Consider the following 8,141-nt stretch of genomic DNA (forward strand, 5'->3'; position numbering starts at 1 on the left):
GGCCAGCGCAGCAGGGCCGCCAGAAAGTTGCGTTTGAGATGCAGGTGCCGGCCCAGCATGACGTTTTCCAGGGCGGTCATATTCATGCAGATCTGCAGGTTCTGGAAGGTCCGGGACATGCCCAGTCGAGCCAGACGCTCCGGCGGCAGGCCCTGCACCGCCTCTCCCTTGAGGGACACCCCTCCCTGATCCGGCTGGTACAGGCCGGTGATGAGATTGAACAGGGTGGTCTTGCCGGCCCCGTTGGGTCCGATCACGGCATAGATCTGCCCCGGCAGGATCTGAAAACTCAGCTCATCCACTGCGTGGACGCCGCCGAAGGCCTTGCTCAGCCCCCTGACCGCCAGCAGGGGCGCCGCCTGAACGGCATCCTCGGAGGACATCTCATCCCGTTGTTGCAAGGTCTGGTTCATGACCTCACTCCTGCCCTGCCGGCGCCGTGGCCGGGCGGGAACGCAGACGTTTGAGGGCTTCGCTCAGGGTGGGCAACAGCCCCTTGGGCATGAAGATCATGGTCAGCATCAGAATCAGACCGAACATCATCATTTCGTAATCCTGAAAATCCGTGAGCAGCTGGGGCAACAGCATCAGCAGCACCGCCCCCAGGATGACGCCGTAGGTGGAGGCCATGCCCCCCAACACCACCATGGTGATAAGTTCGATGGAGTGCTCGAAGGAGGCCACCTGGGGGGTGATGAAACCGGTGTAATGGGCATAGAAACTGCCCATGACGCTGGCATAGACCGCGGAGATCACAAAGATCAGCAGCTTGTAATGGGCGGTATCCACCCCCACCACCCGGGCCGCCACCTCGGAACCGTGCACCGCCCGCAGGGCCCTCCCGATGGGCGAGTCCACCAGGTTCCGGGCGATCCAGACCGCCAGCAGCAGCAACAGGGCCGCCAGGCCATACCAAAGCAGTGCCCCGGAGACGTCAAGGCCCAACACGGAGTAATGGTCGAAGATGCTCAACTCGGCCCCGAGCACCGTGAGGGGTTCCACCGCCAGACCATCGGGCCCCCCGGTGAGCCACCCCTCGTTGTTGATGACGATGGCGATGATGATGCCCATGCCCAGGGTGGCCATGGAGAGATAGTGCCCCTTGAGCCGCAGGATGGGGCGCCCCAGGGTCCAGGCCAGGACCGCCACCAGCAACGCGCCGCAGAGCAGGGCCGGTATCGAGGTCCAGCCATAGGTGCCGGTGAGGATGGCGCTGGCATAGGCACCCATGCCGAAGAAGGCCGCATGGCCCAGACTGACCTGACCGCCGTACCCCACCAGCAGGTTCAGTCCCACCACGGTGGCGGCAATCAGGGCGATCTGGGTGGCGATGTCCAGATGAAACTCGTTACCCAGGAACAGGGGTACCAGCAGCAACACCAAGGCCAACACCGGCAGGCCCGGCACGCGTTCAGGCAGTCGCAGGAGGGCCATCAGACACGCTCCGCCACACGGGCACCGAACAGGCCGCGGGGCATGAAGAACAGGATCACCAGGATCAGCAGGAAGGCCACCGCATCCTTGTAGTCCGAGGAGATGTAGCCCGCGGTCATGGCCTCGGCGATCCCCAGCAGCAGCCCGCCCACCACGGCCCCCACGCCACTGCCCATGCCGCCGATGGCCGCCGCCACAAAGCCCTTGAGACCCAGCATGATGCCGATGTCATAGGCGGTGAGGGTGATGGGCGCCACCATGATCCCGGCCATGGCACCCAGCACCGCCGCCAGCATGAAGGCCAGCATGAGTACGAACTGGGTGCGAATCCCCATCAGGCGGGCCGCACCCGGATTCATCGAGGTGGCCAGGATGGCCTTGCCCATCAGGGTGCGGGTAAAGAACAGGGCCAGCAGCAGGACCATGACACCGGCCACCGCCAACACCCACAGACTCTGGGTATACATGACCGCCCCCAGCACGTTCACGGATTCCGCGGCACTGAAGCCGGGCATGGTGTGAAACTCCTTGCCCCAGATGATCTGGGCCAACCCGCGCAGGAAGATGGAGGCCCCGATGGTGATGATGATCAGGGTGATCACATCCGCCTTGCGGGCAGGGGCGATGGCCAGCTTGTGCAGGGCCATGCCCAGCACGGCCGCCAGGGCCACAGCCATGGCGATGGCCAGCGGCAGGGGCACCCCCATGGCCAGCAGGGAAACCGTGGACATCCCGCCGATCATGAGAAACTCGCCCTGGGCGAAATTGATCACATGGCTGGCGTTGTAGACCAGGGTAAAGCCCAGGGCCACCAGGGCATAGGTGGCGCCGATGGTGACGCCGGAAAAGAGGTACTGGAGAAACTCGGCAAACATGGATGAACCAGAGTGGATGTTGTTTAGGGAATCAGTCAACCAGCACCCACTGCCCGTCACGCACTTCCAGCAGGCGGAAGGACTCGGGCGCCAGGCCGTTGTGATCATCGGCGGACATGTTGAATGTGCCGGTGACACCCACATGATCACGGATCTGCTCCAGGGCGGAGCGGACGGCATCCGGGTCGGTGGTGCCTGCCGCTTCAATGGCGGCCACCGCCAGCATCAGGGCATCGTAGGCATAGCCGCCGAAAGTGGATACGGACATGTTCCAGCGGGCCTCGTAGGCGGCCTTGTAGTCCTGGACCACCTGCTTCTGGGGATCATCGTCGGGCAGGGCATCGGGGACCAGCAGGGCGGAGGCCGGCAGGCGCACCCCTTCGGCCGCCGAACCGGCCAGATCCAGGAAGCGGTCGGAGGCAACACCATGGGACTGGTAGAAGGGCAGTTCGATCCCCAGGTGGGCATAGTTGCGGGTGACGATGGCGGGTCCCTGACCAAAGCCGAAGTTGAACACGGCCTGCACGCCGGGGGTGTTGCGGATACGGGTGAGCTGGGCGGTCATGTCCGTATCCTGGGGACCATAGGTCTGATCCGCCAGCACCTGAATGCCGAAGTCGGCGGCCACCGCCAGGGTCTGTTCCCGCCCGGAACGGCCGAAACCGTCGGTGCCCGAGATCAGACCGATGCCGGTGATGCCGCGGCCTTGCATGTCGGCCAGCACCCGTTCCGCGGCCATGCGGTCGGACTGCGGGGTCTTGAAGACCCAGGGGCGGACAGGCTCGGTGATGACCAGGGCACCGGCCATGGAAATGATGGGACGACCGGCCCGCTCCACCAGGGGCACGGCGGCCATGGTGGTGCCGGTGGTGCTGCCGCCGATGATCAGGTCCACCCGGTCGGAACGCAGCAGACGATTGGCGAAGTTGCGGGCCTCGTTGGCATTGCCGCCGTCGTCATAGTGGAACAGACGCAAGGGTCTGCCGATCACGCCGCCCGCTGCGTTGATCCGCTCCACGTACAGTTCCAGGGTTTTGAGTTCGGGATCACCGAGAAAAGAGGCGGGGCCGGTGGCCGAGACCAGGGCGCCGATACGAATCGGTTCGGCGGCCATCGCGGGGGTCATCATCCCGCAAACCAGCAGGACAATCAGCAGTACGGCGCGGTACGGACAACGGTTCTTGGTCACCATGATTCCGGACACCCTTGTGGTTGCGAGGGAAAAACCCGCCTATAAAACCACAATAGCGCCGGGGGCGCCACCGCGGACCCGCACTCAGGGGCCGACGGTCATTCCGGGGCCTGCTGCAACCGGGTCATCAACCGACTGATGGCCCGATCGAACACCGGTACATCTTCAATGATGCGCACACGTCCGGCGCGAAATTCCGTTGCCAGGGCCTGATCCGTCATTTCACGCACCTTGAGACCCTGCTGATTGACGAAGAAGTACTTGCCGGTAATCAGGCTTTTCCAGGACAGTTTCATGCGCCGGACCTTTCCCAGTTCTTCATCCTGAACTTCCAGCCAGGTGCCCTCGCTGAGTTCTCGGGCCGTGAGCAGGTGCAGGTCATCCACGGGGCCGCCTTCCACCTCGTCAGCGGCAGAGCGGTCTTCCGGCAAAACCTGGAAGCGCCCCTCGGCGATGAGCTGATTGATTTCCGCCACCTTGCGTGCCATGAAACTGCGTCCATCCGTCGGGATGGGCACAGCCGTGCCGAGGGCTTCTTCGGTGGAGGCTTCAGCGACGGCAGGCCCCATCGGCGAAGCAACCTCAAGCACCATTGCCTTCACCATGCGCGTATGTTCGGCAGCCAGCATCCGCAGCACTTCCTGCTGTTCCACCTGAGGCATGGACATACGGTTCATGCCTTCCTGCAAGGACTTGAGCAGAGAGGGCAGCAGGCGGGTCAGCTGATCCCGCTCATCATCACCCTGTTTGGGGATCAGACTCCACACCAGCAGTGACGCCACGTTCAGGGCCTTCTGCCACACAGGGCCATGTTCACCATGCTTGAGATAGATCAGCACCAGCAAGTCCTTCCAGGTCCCCTCCAGGAGATGGCGCACGGCGGGCGGTAAGGCCTGGCCGGCCACTACGTGCTCGATGGCCTCACCGGCCACTGCCTTGGCCACCAGCAGCTGCTCGCGTCCCTGGGCGATCTGCGCCGTTTCCTCCTCCCGGCGACCGGCCCTTTCGGCCTGTGATTCACAAAAGGCCTGAAAATCCGCCAGCACCGCCTCGAACAGCTCCACGTCATCCTCGAAATCATCCAGCAGACGTTCCACCACCGACTCGATCTTGGCACGCAGCCCATCCGTCTCATCGGTGAGCTCGGACCAACCCACGCCGGCGCGCGACAGTTCGCTGAGCAGGCGGCGGGCGGGATGCCGTTTGCGGCTGAAGAAACTCTTGTCGAGGATGGCCACTTTCAGCAGGGGGATCTGCAGGCGTCCGATCAGCTCCTTGATGGGGGCAGGCAGCGCAGGATCATCGAAGACGAACTCGAACAGCATGGAGACGATATCGATGGCCGATTCGTCGGTGCGATTGATGGCCACCGCCTGGCCGCCATCGGGGTTGAGCGCGGTGATCACCGCGCCCTTGAGATCCGCGCCGGGTACGATGCGCCCATCGGTGGCAAGCTGATTCACGGGGATCGCGGACAATGCCGAAAGCAACGCCCTCGCATCCGCCGTGGTGATAACGGCCCCGCCGCCGCCGGCTCCCGCAGAAGGCCTGCCGACGAAAGAATCACCGCCCCCCCGGCCTGCCGGGGCAGGATATCCGCCACCACGCGCCAGTCTTTCCAGCAGCAAATGAAGGTCACCGTCCTCACCGGGGGTGGCGACGGGATAATCCTGCCCCGGGACCGACGGCCCTCCTCCGCCCCCCCCGTCCCGCCCTGACCCGTGGGAGGCAAGCCCCGGGTACCGGCTCTCCGGCTGCAGTTCCGGCAGGACCTTCATCTCCTGTAGATACCGGTTCACTTCCTGATAGAGCGGAGAGAGGTGGCTGATCACAAACTGATCGAACAGTTTATAGATGATCAGCCTGATCTTGATATCCACATCCAGGACCCGCATCGCGTCCCGGAAGGCATGACAGAAAGCCTTGGGGTCCAGGGGATTGTCATCATCCTTGAGGCCGGGACGATCCATCACCGCGCCCAGGCGTCGCCGCACGGCATAGAGTTCGGCCTCGCTGATACGACGCACCTTGGCCACCATGCCCTCGATGGCCAGGTTTTCCTCCAACTCATCGGAAGCCACCAGTGAGAGCTCGTCCGCAGAGGTCTTGTCCATCTTCCACCCGCCGGGACCAGGACGCATGCAGACATCGAATATGCGCGCAATCTGAGTCACATATTCACTTTCCATGGTGGAGCGCTGGCGACGCAGGGCGCGCATGGCATCAAAGAAGGCGGTTTGTGAACGGTTGTCCTCGGCCTTTTCAGCCAGCCTGAACAGTGCATCATCGGCGCCATCCAGCATCTCCTTGAGCAGGGGTTCCACCTGACGAGAAGCCAGGTTTCGACAACGCCCGAGAATCTGGAACGGTGCGGCATGCCGGTCGCCCCGCCGTGCACCGGCGTTGAAGGCAATCACGTTCTCTTGGGCTTTCTCATTCATGGCGAACACCTGGGCGGGCGGATCGTGCCGGCCGGCGGGGCCGATGGACTGCGGTTGACTTGTGAGCCTTATAGTTCATATTAAGACTGTCAGGCCAGCACCCACTTCAAAAATTCCATGGATGATCAGTAACATGGGCAATTTTTCCGACAGACGGTTCGACCTGGACGACCTGCTGAAGGACGTCTCCGAGCTGGTATCACCCCCTGAAATCATCATTCGCCTGCGGTCCGCGCTGGATGCGCCCGGCAGCTCCGCAAGCTCCCTGGCGGCCATTGTGGCACAGGACCCGAACCTGAGTGCACAGATCCTGCGTCTGGCCAATTCCGCCATGTATGGCCTGCCTCAGCGCGTGGAAACCGTCACCCGGGCCATTGCCGTGATCGGGACTCGCGCCCTGTATCACCTGGCGCTGGCGGTCACCGCCACCCATAGCTTCTCACGCCTGCCCTGCGAACTGGTCAACATGGCCGTGTTCTGGAGGCACAGCGTATTTACCGCTCTCATTGCCCACGACCTGGCCCAGCGCTGCAACGTGCTACACCCTGAACGACTGTTCGTGGCAGGACTGCTCCATGACGTGGGCAGTCTGGTCCTGTACGGCCGTCACCCCGATCTGCTGCGGGAAACCATGCTCATTGCCAGGGGGCATGAACCGCTGCTGGCGGGCCACGAAAGGGAAATACTGGGATTTGATCACGCCGATGTCGGGGCCGGGTTGCTGTCCAGGTGGGGCCTGCCCGAGACGCTACAGACAGCCATCCGCCTGCACCATCAGCCCGATCGGGCGCTGCAGGCCGGACTGGAGGCTACGCTGATCCACCTGGCGGACACCCTGAGCAACCGCACCGAACAGGGCTGTTTCAGCGAGTACGGCCCTCGGGAGGAAGTGATCCCTGATGCAATCTGGGAGAGGCTGGGCCTGGACAGGCAAGACGGCGAAGAATGCTGTAACGATGTGGGCTGGCGCTTCATGGAGACCCTCAGCGTCATCCTGCCCCAGGCCAGATACTAAAACGGCTCTTCAGCCGATGACGAAACCTTCCGCCACCACCCCCGGGAAGGGCTCGCAGGACACCTGATCCACACGCGCCTGCGGAGGCCCCTCATGCAGCCATGCCTTGAGCCTCTCCACCTGGTCCGCGGGTCCGGCAACCACGACCTCCACCCGCCCGTCAGGCAGATTGAGCGCATGGCCGCGCAGGCCCAATGAGACGGCCTGGCGCTGGGTGGAGGCTCGAAAATAGACACCCTGCACCCTGCCGGATACCCGGCAACGGCAAGACTCTTCGACATGGGGCTTCACGGACACGGATGATGACTCCTCTGCAAAAAAAGGCCCGCGCAAGCGGGCCTTTTCAAGGCTTTCAGTACGACGGCGCCTGATATCAGCGCTTGGGGGTCAGACCGTACTGGTCCAGGTAACGCAGGTCGGAACGCTCCACCGGACCGACAGACCAGGCACCGCGGGTACGGGCATGGTGTACGGCGGCATCCACATCGGCAGCGGACGGACGCAGTTCGATCTTAAGGCGCTGACCGGGGAAGATCAGGTCTGCATCGCGGATCTGGTCCGCATTGGCTCGATAGATCAGCGGCCACTGGTAAGGATTGCCGTAGACGGAGCTACGACCGGAAATCTTCCAGAGGCTATCGCCACGGACCACTTCGTAGGTCATATGGGTAGGCGCCGGGGCGGGCGCGGGAGCCGCCGGAGCCGGGGCGGGCGCCGGGGCGGGTGCGGGCGCCGGCGCGCGAGCAAACAGGTCCGGGTCACAGACTTCATTGGCAGCCTCGCGGCTCCAGTAGCCGGTGCGGATACACTCCCCGGAGGCGGCACTACGGGCATAGGCCCCGCTGCCATCGACCACGTAGGCCGTGCCGACAGGAACCTCGGACACGTTGGCGCAGCCCGCCACCAGAGCCGCCGAAGCCAGACCGGCGAGCAGGATCATATTCTTTTTTGTGTTCACGGCTAGAGCTCCATTTGAGACGTGTACGGAGAGCGACCCGACAAGGGCCTTTATATTGATTTTATACGATGGGAGCAGACATGGCGAATCACAAGGGCCCCAACCGGTAAAAGGGTGCCAGGCCCCGGAATCAGTCCGCGGACCGGATGCGGGCCTCGATGGCCAACGCCTTGGCCTCCTTGGCCTTGCGCCGGGCAGCCTGGAACTCACCAGCGGACAGGCTACC

General features: G+C 63.5%; 8 protein-coding genes. 1 reads left to right on the forward strand and 7 read right to left on the reverse strand.

The window, feature by feature from the left end; all coding sequences use genetic code 11:
* The 5 genes from LQ952_RS14760 to LQ952_RS14780 form a co-directional block, all read right to left on the reverse strand.
* A partial coding sequence (locus tag LQ952_RS14760; protein ID WP_238623388.1) for an ATP-binding cassette domain-containing protein occupies positions 1–413 on the reverse strand: 413 nt, incomplete at its 3' end.
* 4 nt (positions 414–417) lie between these two features.
* On the reverse strand, positions 418–1,434 hold the full coding sequence (locus LQ952_RS14765) for a branched-chain amino acid ABC transporter permease (RefSeq protein WP_238623389.1): 1,017 nt from the start codon (positions 1,432–1,434) through the stop codon (positions 418–420).
* Positions 1,434–2,309, reverse strand: a complete 876-nt coding sequence (locus tag LQ952_RS14770) for a branched-chain amino acid ABC transporter permease (protein ID WP_238623390.1) — start codon at positions 2,307–2,309, stop codon at positions 1,434–1,436. Before LQ952_RS14770 ends, LQ952_RS14765 begins: the two co-directional genes overlap by 1 nt.
* A 31-nt stretch (positions 2,310–2,340) precedes the next feature.
* The gene (locus LQ952_RS14775; RefSeq protein WP_238623391.1) at positions 2,341–3,501 is read right to left on the reverse strand and encodes an ABC transporter substrate-binding protein; all 1,161 of its coding nucleotides are present in this window, start codon (positions 3,499–3,501) and stop codon (positions 2,341–2,343) included.
* A gap of 98 nt (positions 3,502–3,599) precedes the next feature.
* The gene (locus LQ952_RS14780) at positions 3,600–5,942 is read right to left on the reverse strand and encodes a DUF1631 domain-containing protein (RefSeq protein WP_238623392.1); all 2,343 of its coding nucleotides are present in this window, start codon (positions 5,940–5,942) and stop codon (positions 3,600–3,602) included.
* A 133-nt stretch (positions 5,943–6,075) separates the two neighbouring features.
* Between LQ952_RS14780 and LQ952_RS14785 the strand changes: the two genes are divergently transcribed.
* Positions 6,076–6,957, forward strand: coding sequence for an HDOD domain-containing protein (locus LQ952_RS14785; RefSeq protein WP_238623393.1), 882 nt, complete (start codon positions 6,076–6,078; stop codon positions 6,955–6,957).
* Between the two features lie 9 nt (positions 6,958–6,966).
* Here the strand turns inward: LQ952_RS14785 and LQ952_RS14790 are convergent, their stop codons facing one another.
* Positions 6,967–7,254, reverse strand: coding sequence for an acylphosphatase (locus LQ952_RS14790; protein ID WP_238623394.1), 288 nt, complete (start codon positions 7,252–7,254; stop codon positions 6,967–6,969).
* A 76-nt stretch (positions 7,255–7,330) separates the two neighbouring features.
* Positions 7,331–7,915 (reverse strand): LysM peptidoglycan-binding domain-containing protein, encoded by a 585-nt coding sequence (locus tag LQ952_RS14795; protein WP_238623395.1) that lies wholly within the window; start codon positions 7,913–7,915, stop codon positions 7,331–7,333.
* Positions 7,916–8,141 lie beyond the last annotated feature (226 nt).

Source organism: Ectothiorhodospira lacustris (assembly GCF_022227785.1).
In the GTDB taxonomy this organism is placed as follows: Bacteria; Pseudomonadota; Gammaproteobacteria; order Ectothiorhodospirales; family Ectothiorhodospiraceae; genus Ectothiorhodospira; species Ectothiorhodospira lacustris.

Excerpts from the sequence above, each read along its gene's own strand:
- LQ952_RS14765 (WP_238623389.1), bottom strand. The coding sequence starts at position 1,434 with ATGGCCCTCCTGCGACTGCCTGAACGCGTGCCGGGCCTGCCGGTGTTG.
- LQ952_RS14770 (WP_238623390.1), bottom strand. The coding sequence starts at position 2,309 with ATGTTTGCCGAGTTTCTCCAGTACCTCTTTTCCGGCGTCACCATCGGC.
- LQ952_RS14775 (WP_238623391.1), bottom strand. The coding sequence starts at position 3,501 with ATGGTGACCAAGAACCGTTGTCCGTACCGCGCCGTACTGCTGATTGTC.
- LQ952_RS14780 (WP_238623392.1), bottom strand. The coding sequence starts at position 5,942 with ATGAATGAGAAAGCCCAAGAGAACGTGATTGCCTTCAACGCCGGTGCA.
- LQ952_RS14785 (WP_238623393.1), top strand. The coding sequence starts at position 6,076 with ATGGGCAATTTTTCCGACAGACGGTTCGACCTGGACGACCTGCTGAAG.